Origin of the sequence: Pseudomonas sp. DE0010 (assembly GCF_007680745.1) — a bacterium.
In the GTDB taxonomy this organism is placed as follows: domain Bacteria; phylum Pseudomonadota; class Gammaproteobacteria; order Pseudomonadales; family Pseudomonadaceae; genus Aquipseudomonas; species Aquipseudomonas parafulva_B.
In genome coordinates this window covers 139669-157686 of the sequence record NZ_VEJQ01000003.1, presented here as the reverse complement: position 1 = coordinate 157686, position 18018 = coordinate 139669, and the positions used below count along the sequence as shown (strand labels likewise).

The window sequence follows — 18018 nt, the reverse complement described above, 5'->3', positions numbered from 1 at the left end:
AACTTTTAATTGATGAACGATCTACGCAGTTTCAGGCAGGATCTAGGTTATGTATGTTTTTTTAATGCATTTTCTAGAACTATCAGCAGGTTGTAAAACGCGTGAAACTATGACCTACTATTAGTCTTGCTAATACTCAGGAGGCGTCAATGTCGGAAAGGATTCAGGCCTTGCATGCACTGCGTGCGTTCGAGGTCGCGTCCCGCTATGGTTCGTTCACCAAGGCGGCGGAAGAGCTTGCACTGACCCAGGGCGCAGTCAGCCACCATATCAAGACCCTCGAGGGCATGTTCGGCTGCGATTTGTTCGAACGGCGAGGGCCCAAGTTGAGCCTGACCGAGCACGGACGCCTGCTCTCTCAAGAGCTCAAGGTCGGTTTCAAGATCATCGAGAACGCTTGCGCGCTGCTGCGCCAGGATCGCTATGGCCTGCGTTTGAAGGCGCCTTCGACGCTCACCGTGCGCTGGTTGCTAAGGGCACTGGACGGTTTCAAGAAACACGAAGACACCTGCACTGTGCAGCTCTCGAGCGTGTGGATGGACATCGACAGCGTCGATTTCTACTCCGAGCCCTACGATTGCGCCATCTTGCTGGCCAACGGCCGGTTCGCGGCCGATGTGGAGAGCTTCCGGCTGTTCGACGAGTGGCTCATCCCGGTCTGCCACCCCGACTACATGGGACAGGCGCAACCTGCGCTGTCGGACCTGAACCGTTGTGAATTGCTGCATCCCTCGCCTGATCGGCGCGACTGGCGGCGCTGGTTGGCGCGCATGGATGCCCTCGATGTCAGCATCGACCAGGGCCAGGTGTTCGATACGCTCGATCAAGGTATCTCTGCCGCTCAGCAGGGCCTGGGCATCTCCGTGGTCGATCTGGTGTTGGCCAGTGCCGACCTGGCAGCCGGGCGCCTGGTCACGCCGTTCAAGCAGGCCGTGGCAACTGGGGATGGCTACTACATGACCTGGCTGAAAAACAGCCCCAAGGCCCGTCAGATGCAAAAATTGCGAGATTTTCTCCTCGGTCAGGTGCCTCCCTTGGTGCTCAAGGACATCAACTACCTGTACAGCTGAGCCCGCTGTACCGCACACGGCAAGCGCAGCCACTTCACCGACGGTGGGCGCCGTGGGTTTGGATGCCGCAGCATCCTGTCGTCTCACAGGCCAGGCCCGGTGCGCCTGGGGCAACCCGTTACACTTGTCATCATCAACGAATGCAGAGGGCGCGGCAGTGGATTTGCAGCAGGGCTTCGTCCTGACCCGGCACTGGTACGACACGCAGGCAGGCACGTGCGTGGAGCTGTGGCTGGCCACCGATCAGGGTCCTCGGCAAGTGAGACTAGCGCCCCAGGTCAACGTGGCGTTCGTCCCTCAGGCGCAACAAGCGCACGCGCAACTGCTGCTGGTCGACGAGCTGGATGCAGAGCTGCGCCCGCTTGGGTTGAAGACGTTCGATCAACGCCCAGTGGTAGGGCTGTACTGCCGGCACTACCGGCAGCTGTTGCAGCTGGAACAACGGCTGCGTACCGCAGGTATCGACGTCTACGAGGCCGATGTCAGGCCACCGGAGCGCTACCTGATGGAGCGCTTCATTACAGCCCCTGTGCAGTTCGCTGGACGCCTGGACGAGCAGGGCGTGCTCTGCGATGCCCAGCTCAAGCCGCACGGCAGCTACCGTCCCTCGCTGCGCCTGGTGTCGCTGGACATCGAGACCACCGAGCGGGGAGAGTTGTACAGCATTGCCCTGGAAGGCTGCGGGCAGCGCCAGGTGTACATGCTTGGCCCAGCCAACGGCGACGCCCGTGAGGTTGACTTCGACCTGCACTACTGCGCCGATCGCAGTGCGTTGCTGCACTGCCTGAACCACTGGATAGCGCGCCACGACCCGGACGCGATCATCGGCTGGAACGTGGTGCAGTTCGATCTGCGCCTGCTTCATGAGCACGGCAAGAAGCTGCAAGTGGCCATGGACTTGGGCAGGGGCGGGGCGCCCATGACCCTGCGCGCGTCAGGTAGCGGTGGCCATGTCTTCATCGATGTGCCCGGCAGGTTAGTGATCGACGGCGTCGAAGCGCTGCGCTCGGCAACGTGGAGTTTTCCATCGTTCAGCCTTGAGAATGTCGCGCAAACCCTCTTGGGTGAGGGCAAGGCCATCAGCACTCCTTACCAGCGCATGGATGAAATCAATCGCATGTTCGCCGAGGACAAGCCTGCGCTGGCCCGTTACAACCTCAAGGACTGTGAACTGGTCACACGCATCTTCGCCCACACCCGGTTGCTGGAGTTTCTGCTTGAGCGTGCTTCGGTCACGGGCCTGGCGGCAGACCGCAGCGGTGGCTCAGTGGCTGCATTCTGCCACTTGTATATGCCGCACATGCACCGTCAGGGCTACGTCGCGCCCAACCTGGGCAGCCGCCCCGAAGAAGCCAGCCCCGGCGGGTTCGTCATGGATTCACGACCTGGGCTGTACGATTCGGTGCTGGTGCTGGACTACAAGAGCTTGTACCCCTCGATCATCCGCACATTTCTGATTGACCCTGTCGGCCTCGCCGAAGGGCTGCAACAGCCAGATGATGCGCGTTCGGTCGAGGGTTTCAGAGGAGCGCGTTTTTCACGCACACGTAACTGTCTACCGGCGATTGTCGAGCGGGTGTGGCGTGCCAGGGACCAGGCCAAGCAGGATTGCAATGCGCCATTGTCCCAGGCGCTGAAAATCATCATGAACGCCTTCTACGGTGTATTAGGCTCAAGCGGCTGCCGATTTTTCGACGCGCGTCTGGCCTCCTCGATCACGTTGCGCGGGCACCAGATCATGCGCCAGACCCGCGCGCTGGTCGAAGCCCGCGGGTATGACGTGATCTACGGCGATACGGACTCGACGTTCGTCTGGCTCAAGACCGGCCACGATGAAGCGGCGGCTGCGCAGATTGGCAATGCACTGGTGAGCGAGGTAAACCGGTGGTGGCGCGAGCACCTGCGCCAGACGCTTGGCCTGGAGAGCGCGCTTGAGCTGCAGTTCGAAACCCATTACCGACGTTTTCTCATGCCCACCATACGCGGCACCGAGGAGGGCAGCAAAAAGCGCTATGCCGGCCTCGTCCAGCGTGCCGATGGCACCGAAGACATGGTCTACAAAGGGTTGGAATCGGTACGCACCGACTGGTCGGCGCTGGCCAGAACCTTCCAGCAGCAGCTCTACCGGCGAATTTTTCGCGGTGAGCCTTACCGCGAATACGTACGGGAGTACGTCAGTCAGATGCTTGGCGGGAAGCACGACGCTTCGCTTGTGTACCGCAAACGCCTGCGCCGCCCGTTGGCTGAGTATCAGCGCAACGTGCCACCGCACGTACGGGCCGCACGGCTTGCCGATGACTACAACCGGCAACTGGGTCGCTCGCTCCAGTACCAGCGGGGGGGCTGGATCAGCTACATCATGACCACAGCCGGGCCCCAGCCGCTGGAGAACCGTCGTGCCCCCATCGACTATGACCATTATCTTTCGCGCCAGCTGCAGCCGGTCGCCGATGCGATTCTTCCCTTTGTGGGTGATAGCTTTTCTGCGTTGATCGATGACCAGATGCTGCTGTTTTGACCATGAGGTAGTACCCCGTCGCCACGGGTTTGTTCTTAGGTCTCGCTAACCTCCCGTGCACAATCATTTCACGGGAGTAACTGATGGATACCGCACTCACTGATCTTCAGCTGGCAGAGCAGGCCGGCCAGGACGGCCTGATCGCTGCTCGCTTGCCGGGCTGGCTCAAAAAGCTCGACAAGGCATTCGTCACCCAGGCAGGCCAAGCCCTCAACAGCAGCCTGACCTGCCGCCACCGTCTGGCGGCGCGGTGGGGATCGATCAAAGGCATCGACGCATTCGCCAAGCCCCTGCTGGAGAAGTCCCTGAGCGCTCGTTTCGGCATCACCCAGGGCGTGGACCAGTTGTGGTTTCAAAATGCCTACGAGGTGCCGCTGGCCACGTACTTCCCTGTACGTGTGCCCTTGACCAAGCGCGAGTACTACCAGATACCGCTGCTCGAAGCCGTATTGCGAAATTTTACCGCTCAAGAGATGCAGCCACAGGGTTTGCCGCCCATGGCTGGCTTGTATGACGCGGCAGGTAACGCGGTGCCTGGGCTTAGTGCCGCTCGGTTTGCCCAAATGGTCCGGGAATTGGATTTAGGGGCGCTCTATCAACAGCACTTGGCCGCCCATTTGACGTCGGCCTCCATGCAAGCGCTACTGGGCGAGCTGAACCGGCACGAAATGTTGCTTGATGCATTCAAGGCTGACGCCCAGGGCGTATTTGCCCCCGGCGAACTCAAACTGCTGGTCGACTTGTGGCAAAGCGGCAGGCTTGGACACCTGCACGGCAATCGGGTGATTCCCAAGCGTCTGCAGATCCTGGATTGTCCATTGCAGCAGATTCTGGTGCTGGATGTGCGGGACGAATCGTTCGCACCTTTCTACACCTCGAGCAAGCGTGTGCTGGTGTATATCCCGGGTGACCCGTTTGGAGCCTGGAGCGCTGCCGATAATCTGGAGCGCTTTGAACGCGCCGTGCTGAACAAACGCTTGCGTCAGCCTGCCTATCAGCAGTTTTTTGCGCGTTTCATCCGACGTCGTGATAGCCAACGGTTCTTCAGCCAGATCGCAACGGCGTTCTATGAGGACATGCCGGTCTGGGCCACGGCTGACCTGTACCCGGTGGCGAGCACCTTGTCGGAGCCTGTGTTCGAAACCCTCGCCAGCGCTCGCGCTCAACACGTAATGGACGATGCCGCGATGCTGGCGCCTCCGGTCAACGCCTTGGATCGGGCGCTCGAGCGTGCCCATGAGCAACGCCTGGCAGCCGAAGGGTGGACGCTGCTGGGATTGGCCAGCTTCTGGCTACCTGGGTTGGGCTTGGTACTGCTTGCCGTGACTGCTTGGGAGTTGCTAAAGGAGGTGTTCCATGGGGTGGACGCCTGGCGTGAAGGCGAGACGGAGCAGGCCATGAACCATATGACCCATGTGGCCGCTGAAGTCACGCTGATTGGCGCTACCGCAGGGGCGGGTTATGGCTTGGCCAAGGCGTGGAAACGCTCGACCTGGGTTGATGGCCTGGTCCAGTCCGATGTGCAGGATGACGGCGCGCGCCTGTGGTCTGAGGACTTGTCGCTGTTTCGAAGCGCCTCGCCACCTGCTCAAGCGGTGACGGATCACGAGGCAATCAGCCGCCAAGGCACTGATGCATGGATCCGCATGGACGGTCACACTTACCCGGTGCAGCAACGCGCGACCGACGATCAGTGGCAACTGGTGCCGCGCGACGGTGTGGGTCCTCTTTTACAGCACAACGGAGCAGGTGCGTGGCGGCTGTGGAGTGAATCCCCCCTGGATTGGTCGACCAGCCATTACCTGTTCGGGCGCCTGGGCGGGCCGATGGCCGAACTCGATGACACGCGCATCGAGCAGGTCATGGCCATTCACGCGCTCGACGATGACCAGCTACGCGGGTTGCATATTCGCGGCGCCGACCCCTTGCCAGCGCTGATCGACACCAGCAGTCGTGCGCATCTTGCTCAGCGTGTCGACAACCTGCTGGTGCAGCTGCGCACTGGCGTTGTAACCGAGGATCAGAGCCTGCTGGCGCAGGTTGTCCAGCTGACCGATGGCGAAGGTCTGTCCAATGTGGATCTAGCGGCGCAGCTCGATGGACAACGGTACGAAGTCATGCAGCACCTGTTGGATCAGCAAACTCCCCCTTCGAGCCAGGAAATCCAAGCCTTACAGTGCGTATTTCCACGCTTGTACCCCACTGCGGCACAGACACTGCTGGCCAGTGCGAGCAGCGTCGACCTGCAACGTCTGCGTCGGACGGGCCGCGTGCCATTGCAACTGGCCGAAGCTGCCCGCGAGCGTAGCTCGAACATTCGTGTACAACGCGCCCTCGAAGGCCTGTATTTGCGGACTTCGCAGGATACGGATTTGGCCAAGCTGGTCCTGGGTTTGCTCGCTTATCGACCTGGAGGCATCGGTAATGTGCGTTGGCGGCTGTTGAGTGCGCAGTCCAATGGCGTACAACTGGCCAGTGCTGGAGAAGGGGACGCCGAGCTACAGCTGTTCCATGACACCCAAGGCTTCAGCGTGAGAAACGCCTTCGCGCAGGAGCTCTGTCCTCCCGGCGACCTGTTCGACGCCATCGTAAGTGCCTATGATCAGACACAACTGACGTCCATGGGGCTGCATCAGCCTTTTGCCCAATGCTTGCGCCAAGAAGTCGCCGTGCTTGCCCAGGCCCACCGGGCAGCGTTGCTCGAGCTCCTTGGTATCACGACTCGCCGCCATTGGCGATTGCCCACCCGCTTGGCCGACGGTCGCGTGGGGTACCTGCTCAGTGGACGTGGAGGGCGCAGGCCGAACCCCTACCTGCGAAGGCTGAGGTATCTGTATCCCACTTATACCGATGCTCAGCTTGACGCGTGGCTGGAGGATGCGCGCTCGGCAGCAGGGGGGATCGAGGCGCGGCTGCAGTGTCTGGAGGATCAGTACCGCATCCTCAACGAACATGTGCGTACGTGGGCCAGACAAGGATCCAGTCATGCCGAGCGACAACGCCGCCGGTCGCTGGGGCGAGCCTTGCGCAATTGCTGGCAGCACGTCCTCGATGAGGGTATGCACGGCGACAACCTGATTCAAGCCTACCGCTGGGACATGCTCGGCATTCACACCGAAAGCCTACCGGAGCTGCCGTCCCAGGTAGGATTCGATCATGTCTATTCGCTGGCACTGCGCGACGCCAGCATCCGCCATCTGCCTGAGAGCTTCCTGGCGGCATTCACCAGTGTTCGGTCGCTCGAGCTTCCCAATAACCAGCTCTCGCGTGTTCCTCAGGCGCTCTTGCAGATGGAACACCTGTGGACGCTGGACCTGGCGCACAACCAGATCGTGCTTGATGCGGGGCAGGCAACCATTCTGGCCAGTTGCAGCAACTTGCGTTACCTGGACCTCTCACGCAACCCGTTGGGTAGGCCCTTTTCGGTGGGCGGGCTGACACACCTGCACGAGTTGCGTATAGCGGGCGCCGGCCTGCGCAGCTTGCCTTACCAACTGCTCGAGAGCACATCCCTGCGGGTGGTCGACTTGCGTGACAACCTGCTCACGGCGTTGCCTGAAGACTTCTATGAATCGCGCCTGTGGGTGGAGGGCGAAGTTCATCTGGGTGGCAATCCCTTGTCTGCTGCTGAGCGCGAACGACTGGAGCAAGCGTTGCTCACAGCGGCTACCCGCGCACGTGACAGAGCGATGGTACTGGTGCGGTTGCGCTGGATGGATGCGATCGGCCTGGCCCAGCGCACCGAACTGGGCGCCTGCTGGGAACACCTGCAGGCCATGGAGGAGGCCGGCGAGTTTTTCGGTCTGCTCGAACGCCTCATGGAAACAGCTGACTTTCAACACCGCACCGGCGCGCGCTATCTCGCCGGCCGAGTACTGACCCTGTTAAGAGCCATGCGTGATTCGAGCGACCTAAGGGTGGCGATGTTCAACGACGCCGAGCAACTGACCTGTCAGGACAGCGTGGCCTTGCGTTTCAGCGATCTGGAAGTGCGCCTGCGGGTCTGGCAGGCCGAAGCCCAAGCGCAGCAAGGTGACCAAGAACAGGCCCTGTTGCACCTGGGGCGGCAGCTATGGCGTTTGGATGAGGTCGAGCGTGTGGCCATGGATGATGTGCGCTGGCGACAGGCCGATGGTGCCGATCCTGACGAGATCGAGGTGGTGCTGGCTTACCGCTTGGCGCTACGCGAGCGCCTTGACCTGCCCATTTTCACCAGCGGCATGTCATTCAGGGAGGTAGCCGGAGTTACCGAAACGCACATCGAACGGGCAGGCAGGCGCGTGCTGCAGGCAGAAACCAGTGAGCAACTGGCCAACTCACTGTTGGACCGGGAGTTCTGGTGCAGGCACGTACGCAACGTGCATGCCCAGCGTTTTGAGGAGATGAATGCCCCTTTTCATGCACGGCTGGAGGCTGTGCAAGAGGCTACAGATCTGAGCGAACAGCAGGTGCTGCAGCAGACAGAAGAAATATCACAGCAACGCCAGGCAGGCGAACGGGCTCTTCTGCTGGCCATCACGCGTCAGGCGCTGGACAGCGCGGCCGAGCCCATTTCACCCTGAGCTGAAGAAGGCCGTCGTACCGGCGCAGGGTGAGCGTGTTGAGCTATGCTCGTAGGCATGCACGGGCCATCTAAGGCGCCACCTGGCAGAATGGACACCTCAAGTTACTTTTCAATTGCGCCCTGCCGGGTGGGTTGGTTTAGGCTCCTGCGTCGGACCTTTCTCCAAGGTCTGTAGTCTTTGTTTGATCGAGAGAAAAAGGAGATGCGCATGCTCGTCCGGTCACTGACCCTCGCCACCCTGCTCGCCGCCGTGAGCCCGGCTTTTGCGGCTGATAGCAATGGGCCGCTGGCCCAGGAGCTGGGCAAGGCAAGGCCATTGGTCATCATCGCACCCAGCAGTGCCGACCCCACCCTCAAGGCCGTGACCAAGGCCATGGAGGATCCGGCTACGCAGGCCGCCTTCAAGGAGCGTAACGTGGTGCTGTACAGCGTCGCCCAGATGATGGGCAAGCAGGGCGACAAGAACCTTGAGCAGCAGACCACCATGGCACTGATCCGCGAGCTCAAGCTCGGTGCCAGCAAAGGCACCAAGGTCATCCTCGTTGGCAAGGACGGTGAGCGGCACATGCTCAAGGACGATGACACAGGGGAGGTCCTCGATCCCCAGGCCATCATCAAAGCGGTGGACGACCTACCTGCGAGTGAAAAAGCGATCAAGGCATCCGAGCCGGTCGCGGCCGCGGCGCAGGAAAAGACCAAGGATGCAAAACCGGCCAAGCCCTCCAAGCCCAGTGCACCGCCCAAGCCCCTGGAAGATTGAGCGTTTTGTCGAGCAAGCGTCTGCGAGGGTCGGGCGCCATGCAGGGCTGCCGGTGCAGTCCTCACGGGTCAGGCGGTGGGTTGCCCGGCGCTCCCAGTCGCAACGAGGGTAGGGTCGTCGTGCAGCGATATGCGCGAAGTTTCCGGCAATGCCAGCCCGCCCACTAGCGCTATCAAGGCAATGACGACCAGGTAGAAAGCTGGCGCCAGACTGCTGCCTGTCTGCCCGATCAGCCAGGTCGCGACCAGTGGGGCGGTGCCGCCGAACAGGGTGTAGGCCACGTTGTAGGTGATGGCCGATGCGGTATAGCGGGTACGTGTAGGGAAACTTTCCGATAGCAGGGCCGCCGTTACCACGCCGCTCGACAATGCACCCACTGCCAGCAGCACTACACCTAGCAGCGCGCCGAGCATCGACCCCGAGCTGGCCAGCCAGTAGGCCGGGAACACGCACACCATTACCCACAAGCAGGTAAAGCCAATGGTTTTGCGCCGCCCGATGCGATCCGACACAGCGCCGGCAATCGGGCAGCCAGCGGCGGCGAACAGCAGTGCAACAGTGGTCACCAGCAATGACTGGGCGCGAGTCAGGTCGCCCACCAATTGCAGGTAGGTGGCAAAGTAGGTGGTGAACATATAGAACGACAGTGCGGTGAGGGAAATGAACGCGCCCAGGTTGCGTATCGCTCGTCCATGGTGGCGCAGGGTTTGCTTGAGGGGCGAATGCTCATGTTCCTTGCCTTGCGCCAGTGCTTCACGGAAGGCTGGCGTTTCTTCCATGCGCCAGCGCAGGTACAAACCCACCAGGCCCAAGGGTGCGGCGATCAGAAACGGTACACGCCAGCCCCAGGCGGCCATGGCTTCTGTGCTCAGGCTCGCTTCCAGGCCGTAGGCGATCACGGCAGCGCAGGCAAAGGCCGAGAACGTCGAGACCGGCACGAAGCTGCCATAGAACGCGCGCTTGTCGTTTGGTGCATGCTCCATCAGGTAAGCGCATGCCCCCGCATATTCACCTCCGGCCGAGAAGCCTTGCAGGCAGCGTGCGAGCGTCAACAGCACGGGGGCTGCCAACCCGATGCTGGCATAGGTTGGGAGCAGGCCGATAAGGGTGGTGGAGCCTGCCATCAGCAAAATTGTCAGCGACAGGATGCGCTTGCGTCCCAGGCGGTCTCCCAGCGCGCCGAACACGATGCCACCCAGTGGGCGCAGGGCGAACGCCACGGCGAACACGGCGAAGGTCTTGAGCAAGGCGACGCTCGGATCACCACTGGCGAAGAATTGGCTGGCGATGAGGGTTGCAAGAAAGCCGTAGACGGCGAAATCGAACCATTCGACAAAGTTGCCGATGGCCGAAGCGGCGATCACCCTGCGCAGGGTGGCAGGGGATACCTCGTGAGGTGCGGACATGCGGGTGCTCTCCGATTTTCCATTGGCAGCCATGACGAGCGTGGTGCGGTCGAGCCGCGCCATCAGTTGTTATGGTTGTCAGTAGATCGGCCTCGCTTATGGGTTGCTTTGTCGAGGACGACCTTCGGATGCCAGAAACGACCGCGGCGATGGGGGCCTAGGCCACGACAACGCGATTGCGCCCACCCTGCTTGGCCAGATACAGCGCTCTGTCAGCCGCGGCCAACGTGCCGGCCACCTCGTCTGTACCTTCCCACTGCGCCACCCCAAGCGATACGGTCAGGGCGCCCACCGGAGCTATCGGGGTGTCCTCGATGATCGCGCGCAGGCGCTCGGCCACACTGGCTGCCACAGCCAGGTCTGCGCCAGGCAAGAGCATCAGAAACTCCTCGCCGCCAGTACGGCAAAGCAAGTCGCCTTCCCGACAACAGCGGCGCATCGAGTGGGCCAGTTGTCGTAGCACGGCATCGCCTGTGTCGTGCCCGTGGCTGTCGTTGATCCGTTTGAAATGGTCCACGTCCATGACGATGGCTGAAAAACGCCGGCCTTCAGCCTCCAACAACGACAGGCTGAATTCCAGCCCGCGGCGATTGACCAGCCCTGTCAGGGGGTCGGTCTGGGCTTCGCGGTTCAGCCGGCCAATGCGTTCGTGCAGCAGGTTCAGGCCGAACAACAACGCTCGCTTAAGCTCAGCTGCCTCGAAATACCACGCACGCACCCGATGCAAGTCTTCGGCCGTGTTGGCGCTGTCCATCCTCCTTGCACTGGCGGCGAGCTGCCAGAGCGGCCGAGCGATGACCAATGCCAGCCACCAGAGCAACAGGCTGCCGACCAGCGCCAGTGGCACCGATGTACCTATCACGTTGAGGACCAGGGTATTGAGCGGCGCCACGGTGCGTGACAGTGGCTGCTGGGCGACCACGCCCCAGCGGGCACTGGGCACGGTGGCGAAGCCTGCTAGCATCTCGACGTTCTGGCTGTTGGTCAGCGCCAGGGTGCCGCTGGGCAGCGTTGGCAACTGGTCGATTAAGGCATTGCCCTGCACGACGGTACCGACGCGCTGGTTATCAGGGTGGTAGAGCAGGCGTCGTTGGTAGTCGACTACATAGAGGTATGAGCCGTCCTTGTAGAAATGCTCGCCCAGCAAACTGTTGAGGATGTTGCGTTCGCGCAGGTAGAGCGTGCCCCCTACGTAGCCAAGGTAACGGCCTTGCTCGTCGATGATCGGCTGCGAAAGGGTGACCACCAGGTTGTTGGCGGCAGAGACGTACGGGGTCGAGACCAGCGCACGCCGCAGGTGCAGCGCTTCGTCGACCCCTGGGGAGTGCATGCGCCCGCCCACCAGGTGCCGCAGCGGCGCAGGGGAGACCGACAGCAACGTGCCGTCGGCATCGATCACGAAGGTGGAATTGAACGCCATGCTCTGCGCCAGCACGCGGTCTGTTTCAGCCTGCAAGGCCACGGCGTCACTCAGTTGCCGGCCTTGCACACCTGCGCTGAACTGCAATTGCTGCAAGGCGTTCCCGATGAAGGTTTCGGTGATGCTGGCCAGCTTGGTGGCGTACACCCGGTTCGCTTCCAGCGCGTGATCGATCAGTAACTGGCGCTGGACGCGGTAGCTGGCAAAATAGCTGGCGCACAGCATCACCAGCGCAGTGAGTGCACAGAGCACCAGAATGAGCCTGCGCAGGTCCAGTCGCAATCCATGCTTGGTGTTTGGCAATCCTGACCTCGAAATCATCAGATACGGAGAATGGCAAGCAATTCTCGATAGCCGTCGCGTAGGGCGCGTGACGCTCAGGGCGCGTGACGCTCAGGGGGCGGGGTTTTCCAGAGCCTGGAGTTCTGCCTCCACGTCCTGCATACGCTGTTGAGCCACCGCCTGTACCTTGGCATCTGCGGCGGTTTGCTCCATCAGTGCCGTGAGTTTTTCGCTCAACCGCTTGCCTTCAGGGGTTTTTTCCAAAGCGCGGGCCTTGGCGGGGTCCTGCAAGGCGCCGACGATACTGGCGAATTCGCTATCGGTGAAGTTCTGTTCGCTGTAGAGGCGGAACAGGTCCTGGCGCTGGTCGTCAACCGTCAGGTGCTGGCGCAGCACCTGTTCGATGCTGGCTTGGCTCACGTCCGGGTGCTTGCCCGCAAGGAGCACGGCCATGCGCTGAATGTTATGGTCATAAGCCTCCTGCAAAGGCAGCTGGGCGACGATCTGTTCTTCACGCGAGGGTTTCTGGTCGCACGCCGTGACCGCGGCGATGAGCGCAAACATGAGCAGCAACTTCGGAGGGCGAGGCATGGCTTGGCCTGAGTGGGCTGTGGAGTAGGGTAATTATACGGGTGCGCACGCGTCCTGGACGAGCGTTGCATTTGCCTTGCCGGGCTGGCTGCGGTAGAACCAGGCCCTTTCACTGCAATGATTGCCCCATGCCTGAACTGATCCTGCGCCCCGTGACCCCAGAAACCCGTGAGGAGGTCGTGGCCTTTGTCGAGGCCGCGCGGCGGGACTTGTTCCCGATGCTTGCCAGCGCGCCTAAACCTGCGGACCTTGAACATTTTGATGATGTCTATCTGCAAGGCGCCGGCGCGTTCATCGAAGCACGGGCAGGCGCAGACCTAATGGGCGTAATCGGCTACCTGCCCTATGACCATCGCTTTGCGCAGTTCGACTACGGTGACCAGCGTGTGGTCGAGGTCGTGCGTCTGTTCGTGTCGCCTGCCTATCGCCGGCACGGCGTTGCGGCGCGCTTGTTCGGGGCTCTGCAAGCGCAAGCGGCAAGCGAAGAAATCGACCGTTTTTACCTGCATACCCATCCGTTTCTGCCGGGGGCCGTCAGCTTCTGGGAGCGGCAGGGCTTCACCCTGCTGCAGGTCGAGGACGACCCGGTCTGGCAGACAACCCACATGGACCTGCGGCTGCGTTAAGCGCTCGGACATGTCCTACATTGACGTGGGCGTGATGGACCACGCGTTCATTTTCTTACAAGGCAGGTGATGATTTGCTTCCTCTTGCACGGACTTTTCACAGCCGCAGAGGGAGAGTGACAATGCCGCACATGGCCCTGTACAAACTGAAACTGCTGGATGAATTCGAAGTTCGCACAGACGGTTGGTCGTTCGACGATTTCCAGAACCGCCTGATGGACATATGGCGTGGCGCCACCCGCCAGGATGCCGCCAGCATCATCAATGCCGCGCACCGAGAGGGCCGATGGCCCAGGACGGTCAGGCAGTACCTGCTCAGTCGCATCAAGGTGGCCGGTCACGTCGAACCGGAACTGGAAGCCACCTTCATCGAACTGTCGGGCTCACTCACCGGTCAGGAGCGGGCGCAATGGTGCCGCACGGCGACCGACACGGTTCACTGACCGCTGACATGGGCGCGCGGTGGCTTCGCTGCCGCCGCCCGTATTCAACACGCAAGGCCGTCAGCTTACCCGCCGTCCACCATGCGCCGCGTGGCATGGAGGCACTCACGCGCAGCGAAAACGCAGTACCTGAGCGCCGTCCAGCGGGTCGGTGAGCACGTGCGCGTGAACGCCGAAGGTGCTCAGCAAGCAAGCGGGCGTTAGCACATCCAGCGGTTTGCCCAGGGCGACCAGTCGCCCATTGTTCAATACCGCCACACGGTCGCACGTCAATGCCTGATTGAGATCATGCAAGGCCACCAGCGTTGTGACCGGCAACCCCTGCACCTGCTGCAACAGGCCGAGTTGATGCTGGATGTCGAGGTGGTTGGTGGGCTCGTCCAGCAACAGTACCGCGGGGCGTTGCGCCAGCGCCCGGGCGATGTGAACGCGCTGGCGCTCGCCACCGGACAACGACCCCCACAGGCGGCTGCGCAAATGCAGCGCATCCACATCAGCCAGGGCGTGCTCGACGATGGCCTTGTCGTCGTCACCGAACGGCGCCAAAGCCGATAACCATGGGATGCGGCCCAACGCCACGGCGTCAAAGACTCGAATGGCATCGAGCGTGTCAGCATGCTGCTCGACCAGTGCCAATGCCCTTGCCACCGTTCTGCGAGGCAGGCGCGAGAGCGACTTGCCCAGAAGTTGCACGGTCCCCGTGGCGGGCTTGCGCAGGCCTGCCAGCACCTTGAGCAGCGACGACTTTCCCGAGCCGTTTGGCCCGACGATGGCCAGGGTCTCGCCGGCTTGCACCGTCAGGTCGATCCCGTCAAGCACCGGGCGGCCACCCAGGTGCAGGCTGATGCCCTGGCAATCCAGTGGGCCGAGCTGGATGGGCGCCATGGCGGTCACGCGCGCCCCCTTCGGGCTACCAGGATAACGGCGAACACCGGTGCGCCGATCAGGGCCGTGACCACCCCTACGGGGATGACCTGTCCGGCGATCAACGTCCGCGACAGGATATCCGCGGTGATCAAGAACAGCGCCCCGCCCAGGGCACTGGCCGGTAGGAGCCGGTTATGACCGGGCCCGAGCAGCAGGCGCAGTGCATGGGGAATGACCAGGCCCACGAAACCGATCGCGCCGACGATGGAGACCATGACGGCGGTGACCAGGGCTGCACAGCTGATCAGTAACAGTTGAGTGCGCCGTACCGGCACTCCCAGGGATGCTGCCGAATCGGCGCCAAAGGTGAACGCATCCAGCGCACGGCGTTGCCACAGGCAAATCAAAAGGCCCAATAGGGCAACCGGCACGGTCAGCCAGACCGAAGGCCAGCGCACGCCACTGAGATTGCCCAGCAGCCAGAACAGGATGCCGCGGGCCTGTTCGGCCGTCGCCGACTTGGTGATCAGAAGCGCCGTCACAGCATTGAACAACTGCGAGCCGGCCACCCCGGCAAGGATGACGTGAGCCCCCGTGCTGCCTGGGCTCGCGGCGCGCGCTAGCAGCAGCACCAGTGCAAAGGCTGCCAAGGCGCCGATGAAGGCCCCAGCAGACATGCTCAGGGTCATGCTGCCCACGCCCAACAGCCCCACCAGCACCGCTCCTGTAGATGCGCCCGCCGACAGGCCCAGCAGATAGGGCTCGGCCAGCGGATTGCGCAGCAGTGCCTGGAGGATCACGCCGCAGGTGGCCAGCCCGGCGCCGCAAGCCGCCGCGACGAGGCTACGGGTCAGCCGGTAGTTCCACACAACACCAGCATCGATGGGGTCGAGCGGGTAGCCCGCTTGCCAGGCGTGGTTGGCAAGCACCTGGCCGACCAGGCGCAATGACAGAGGGTTTTCACCGATCGCAGTACCCGCCAGCAGCGCACCCCCCAGGGCTACCAATGCGGCGCAGGTCACCGTCAGACGCTTGATCACTGGGCTGTAACGCCAGTGGAAAAGGCTGCGGCTAGCGTCTGCAAGCCGCGGAACAAACGAATGCCCGCCTGCATCGCCTCGGCATCGAGCACGATGATGCGCCCATGCTTGACGGCGTCCATGTGCTGGGTCACAGGGTCATTGCGCAAGAAGTCGAGTTTCTTCTGGTAGTCGTCGGCCGGAAAACGACGGCGGTCCATGCGTGCAATGATCAGCCAGGTTGGGTTGGCCTTGGCCAATGTCTCCCAACTCACGGTTGGCCACTCCTCGGTGGAGCTCACCACGTTGCGCACGCCAAGGGCACGCAGCATGAAATCCGCAACGCCCTGGCGACCTGCCACGTACGGGTCGGTGGCCAGGTCAGCGCTGGAGAACCAGAACAGCGCCGAGGTGTTTGACAGGTCCACGTCTGCCAGCTGCGCCTGGGCATTGGCCAAACGGCCCTTGAGTTCGTCATTGAGGGCGGCGCCACGGGCCTGCACATCGAAGACGCTGGCCAATTCACTGACACTCTTGTAAATGCTTTCGACCTGGAAGGCTTGCAGCCGTGTGCCGTCGGCGCCTACCAGGTTGTCCTTGCCTTCGCAATCCGACGGCAGCACATAGGTGGCGATGCCCAATTCATCGAATTGCTCGCGCGTACCCACCGCGCCCTGGTCCCCGACCATCCATTCGAACTGGGCCGTCACCAGTTGCGGGCGCTTGCCCACCACCGCCTCGAAGCTGGGCTCGTTGTCGGCAAGCCGAGGGACCTTGGCGTCTTGCGCCTGGTAATCGGGCAGTACGTCATTGAACCACAGCGATGAACCGGCGAGCTGGGCACCCAAGCCCAACGCGTACAGCATTTCGGTGCCCGCCTGGCCGATGGTCACTACACGCTGGGGCGCCTGGGTGAACACCTGGGGTTTACCGCAGTTGTCGATCGTCAGCGGATAGGCGGTGGGTGCACCCTGGGCCAGGCCGGCGATGCCAAGGCCAGCGAGCAGGGTGGCGAAACGGGGCAGCATGCAGGACGATCTCCTGTGGGGCAGTTCCCGATGGCTCGCGCAAGACGAACGCGGGATTCCCTATTGATGTGAGGGTGGAAACCGGCGGCACGCATGGTAGACCATTGTGCCGCCGGGTGAAACGCTTTTAGGGCCCGGTTGAGCCGCCTAGAAGTACTTCAGCCACGCCAGATCACGCCGGCGTGCCTTCAGCCGGGCGAACCAGCGTACAGGCGGGTAGAGCATCAGCGGTAGCAGGGCCGACGTGAGCCAAACCGCGGCAATGGTCTGGAAACCAAAGTAGGCTCCCTGGTTGGCTCCCCACACACCTAGTGCGCTCAGGTACAGGAGCTTGAGCACGTAAAGGTGCACCAGATAGAAAAACATCGGGGCTGCGCCAAACATCGCCAGCACGCCGATCCAGCGCGGGTGCCCTGCGCGCTCGAATGCACGCAGCAGCAGCAACCCAACGCCCAGGGTCAACGTCAGGAACACCAGTGACGGCGGGTATTTGGTGATGTTGAAGAAACTCATCAGCGTCTGTGCCAGCGCTGGGTGAACGCTCCAGTGCGCTTCGCCATAGGCGTTGATCGCGCGCAGCGCGACAAAGCCCAACAGTGCGCCGCACCCAGCGCGTAGCAGCCGTCGTTGACGCAGTGCCGGTGTGCACGCGCTGTGCAACCAAGGGCCAAGCCAGTAGCCAACGGCGATGACGCCGACCCAGGGCAGTACCGGGTAGGAGGTGCGCAAGCGCAGTGTGGGACTGACGTCGAGCCAGGTACGGTCGTGAGCGATGGCCCAGGGCACATGCCAAGGGGATGCGGCGTCGAAGTGCACGCCGTCAAGCAGATTGTGCCCGGCGATAATGGTCAGTCCCACGGCGAGCAGGCCGAATCGGGGCAGCCATATCAGGGCTGACAGCGCCATCATGCTGATCCCGATGGCCCAGATCACTTGCAGGTAGATCACAGTCGGCGGCACCTGGAATGTCCAGGCGAAGTTCACCAGGGTGAACTCCAGCACCACCAGAAAAAGCCCGCGCTTGAACAAAAACATCGAGACTTCGCCGCGACGCTGCCGTTTTTCGCCGTAAAGCCAGGCAGACAGGCCGGTGAGCAGCACAAAGACCGGCGCGCACAGGTGTGCGAGGGTGCGACTGACGAATAACGCAGGCTCGGTGGTTTCCACGGCCATCGGGTCACTGACCTGATGCTGCATGAAAAACGTTTCGCGCACGTGGTCCAGCAGCATGATCAGCATGACGAAACCGCGAAGGGCGTCGATGCTCTGCAAGCGGTGGTGTGAGAGGGGAGGTGGCAAGGATGTAGGGGGCATGGGCATCACGGTTAAAGACGACGGACGAAACGTTATCTTATAACTAGAGCGCTGAGCAAGACTGCCTGTTTTAAACCGTCAGAATCTGGCGGTACTGGCTCCAGGGCACG

At 62.1% G+C, this 18018-nt stretch carries 13 protein-coding genes; 6 read left to right on the top strand and 7 right to left on the bottom strand.

Going from position 1 to position 18018, the window contains the following annotated elements:
• The first annotated feature begins 149 nt into the window (after positions 1-149).
• The 4 genes from FS767_RS03650 (at position 150) to FS767_RS03635 (ending at position 8912) form a co-directional block, all read left to right on the top strand.
• Entirely contained in the window at positions 150-1070 is a 921-nt protein-coding gene (locus tag FS767_RS03650) for a LysR substrate-binding domain-containing protein (protein ID WP_058603856.1), read from the top strand.
• 157 nt (positions 1071-1227) lie between these two features.
• A complete protein-coding gene (locus FS767_RS03645) occupies positions 1228-3588 on the top strand; it encodes a DNA polymerase II (RefSeq protein WP_144964223.1) in 2361 nt (786 codons plus the stop codon).
• Positions 3589-3671: 83 nt separating this feature from the next.
• Positions 3672-8150 carry an NEL-type E3 ubiquitin ligase domain-containing protein gene (locus FS767_RS03640; protein WP_144964222.1) on the top strand — a complete coding sequence of 1493 codons (4479 nt, stop codon included), beginning with the start codon at positions 3672-3674 and terminating at the stop codon, positions 8148-8150.
• A 210-nt stretch (positions 8151-8360) separates the two neighbouring features.
• Positions 8361-8912 (top strand): DUF4174 domain-containing protein, encoded by a 552-nt coding sequence (locus FS767_RS03635; protein WP_144964221.1) that lies wholly within the window; start codon positions 8361-8363, stop codon positions 8910-8912.
• 68 nt (positions 8913-8980) lie between these two features.
• Here FS767_RS03635 and FS767_RS03630 read toward each other — a convergent pair whose 3' ends face one another.
• From FS767_RS03630 to FS767_RS03620, 3 genes are all read right to left on the bottom strand, one after another.
• The gene (locus tag FS767_RS03630; RefSeq protein ID WP_144964220.1) at positions 8981-10318 is read right to left on the bottom strand and encodes an MFS transporter; all 1338 of its coding nucleotides are present in this window, start codon (positions 10316-10318) and stop codon (positions 8981-8983) included.
• Between the two features lie 157 nt (positions 10319-10475).
• Positions 10476-12041: a sensor domain-containing diguanylate cyclase gene (locus FS767_RS03625; RefSeq protein ID WP_144964219.1), complete on the bottom strand. Its 1566-nt coding sequence runs from the start codon at positions 12039-12041 to the stop codon at positions 10476-10478.
• Between the two features lie 90 nt (positions 12042-12131).
• Positions 12132-12611 (bottom strand): hypothetical protein, encoded by a 480-nt coding sequence (locus FS767_RS03620; RefSeq protein WP_144964218.1) that lies wholly within the window; start codon positions 12609-12611, stop codon positions 12132-12134.
• Positions 12612-12739: 128 nt separating this feature from the next.
• Between FS767_RS03620 and FS767_RS03615 the strand changes: the two genes are divergently transcribed.
• Together FS767_RS03615 and FS767_RS03610 are read left to right on the top strand one after the other, a co-directional pair.
• A complete protein-coding gene (locus FS767_RS03615; RefSeq protein ID WP_144964217.1) occupies positions 12740-13237 on the top strand; it encodes a GNAT family N-acetyltransferase in 498 nt (165 codons plus the stop codon).
• 122 nt (positions 13238-13359) lie between these two features.
• A complete protein-coding gene (locus tag FS767_RS03610) occupies positions 13360-13680 on the top strand; it encodes a hypothetical protein (RefSeq protein ID WP_058603864.1) in 321 nt (106 codons plus the stop codon).
• A 105-nt stretch (positions 13681-13785) separates the two neighbouring features.
• On the opposite strand, the gene FS767_RS03605 is transcribed toward FS767_RS03610, so the two are convergent.
• The 4 genes from FS767_RS03605 to FS767_RS03590 all read right to left on the bottom strand — a co-directional run bounded on the left by FS767_RS03605 (position 13786) and on the right by FS767_RS03590 (position 17908).
• Positions 13786-14565, bottom strand: a complete 780-nt coding sequence (locus tag FS767_RS03605; RefSeq protein ID WP_144964302.1) for an ABC transporter ATP-binding protein — start codon at positions 14563-14565, stop codon at positions 13786-13788.
• Between the two features lie 5 nt (positions 14566-14570).
• The gene (locus tag FS767_RS03600; RefSeq protein ID WP_078478765.1) at positions 14571-15587 is read right to left on the bottom strand and encodes an iron ABC transporter permease; all 1017 of its coding nucleotides are present in this window, start codon (positions 15585-15587) and stop codon (positions 14571-14573) included.
• Positions 15584-16594 (bottom strand): ABC transporter substrate-binding protein, encoded by a 1011-nt coding sequence (locus tag FS767_RS03595; protein WP_144964216.1) that lies wholly within the window; start codon positions 16592-16594, stop codon positions 15584-15586. The genes FS767_RS03600 and FS767_RS03595 overlap by 4 nt, the downstream gene beginning before the upstream one ends.
• A 147-nt stretch (positions 16595-16741) precedes the next feature.
• Positions 16742-17908, bottom strand: coding sequence for a DUF1624 domain-containing protein (locus FS767_RS03590; protein ID WP_144964215.1), 1167 nt, complete (start codon positions 17906-17908; stop codon positions 16742-16744).
• Between the last annotated feature and the right edge of the window lie 110 nt (positions 17909-18018).